General features: G+C 58.1%; 1 protein-coding gene. It reads left to right on the forward strand.

The features are described 5' to 3' along the window. Position 1: 1 nt before the first annotated feature. Entirely contained in the window at positions 2-1,177 is a 1,176-nt protein-coding gene (gene tuf, locus E8M78_RS18600) for an elongation factor Tu (RefSeq protein ID WP_137136476.1), read from the forward strand. The last annotated feature ends 144 nt before the right edge of the window (positions 1,178-1,321 follow it).

Below are 1,321 nucleotides of genomic sequence, written 5' to 3' on the forward strand. Positions count from 1 at the left end.
AATGGCAAAGAGCAAGTTTGAGCGTACCAAGCCGCATGTGAACATCGGCACGATTGGCCACGTTGACCATGGCAAGACGTCTCTGACGGCAGCGATCACGAAGTACTTCGGCGAGTTCAAGGCGTACGATCAGATCGACGCTGCTCCGGAAGAGAAGGCGCGTGGTATCACGATTTCGACGGCTCACGTTGAGTATGAGACGGCTAACCGTCACTACGCGCACGTTGACTGCCCCGGCCACGCCGACTACGTCAAGAACATGATCACGGGTGCAGCGCAGATGGACGGCGCGATCCTGGTTTGCTCTGCCGCTGACGGCCCGATGCCGCAGACGCGCGAGCACATCCTTCTGGCTCGCCAGGTTGGCGTTCCAGCGATTGTTGTGTTCCTGAACAAGGTCGACCAGGTTGACGACGCTGAACTTCTGGAACTGGTAGAGCTTGAAGTTCGGGAACTTCTGTCGTCCTACGACTTCCCGGGCGATGACATTCCGATCGTCAAGGGCTCTGCTCTTGCTGCTCTGGAAGATTCGAACAAGACGATCGGTGAAGACGCGATCCGCGAGCTGATGGCACAGGTTGACGCCTACATTCCGACGCCTGAGCGTCCGATCGACCAGCCGTTCCTGATGCCGATCGAAGACGTGTTCTCGATCTCTGGCCGTGGTACGGTTGTGACGGGCCGCGTCGAGCGTGGTATCGTTAAGGTCGGTGAAGAAATCGAAATCGTTGGCATTCGTGCAACGACGAAGACGACCTGCACGGGCGTTGAAATGTTCCGCAAGCTGCTCGACCAGGGCCAGGCCGGCGACAACATCGGTGCGCTTCTGCGTGGTGTGAACCGTGACGGCGTCGAGCGCGGTCAGATCCTGTGCAAGCCTGGCTCTGTCAAGCCGCACAAGAAGTTCAAGGCAGAAGCCTACATCCTGACGAAGGAAGAAGGCGGCCGTCATACGCCGTTCTTCACGAACTACCGTCCGCAGTTCTACTTCCGCACGACGGACGTGACCGGCATTGTTACGCTTCCGGAAGGTACGGAAATGGTTATGCCAGGCGACAACGTGACCGTTGACGTCGAGCTGATCGTTCCGATCGCGATGGAAGAAAAGCTGCGCTTCGCGATCCGCGAAGGTGGCCGTACGGTTGGCGCCGGCATTGTTGCTTCGATCATCGAGTAATCGATGATCCGTGGCGGCGGTCCGATAGCTGCCGACGTCGATGAAGTTTGCAAAGTTGCGCAAGCACGCTTTGCAAACGGCGCCGGTATAGTTGCTTCGATGACCGAGTAGTCAGTCAAGGCGAGGGGACATGGTCTCTTCGCT

The organism is Rhizobium sp. FKY42 (assembly GCF_005222835.1).
GTDB lineage: Bacteria > Pseudomonadota > Alphaproteobacteria > Rhizobiales > Rhizobiaceae > Neorhizobium.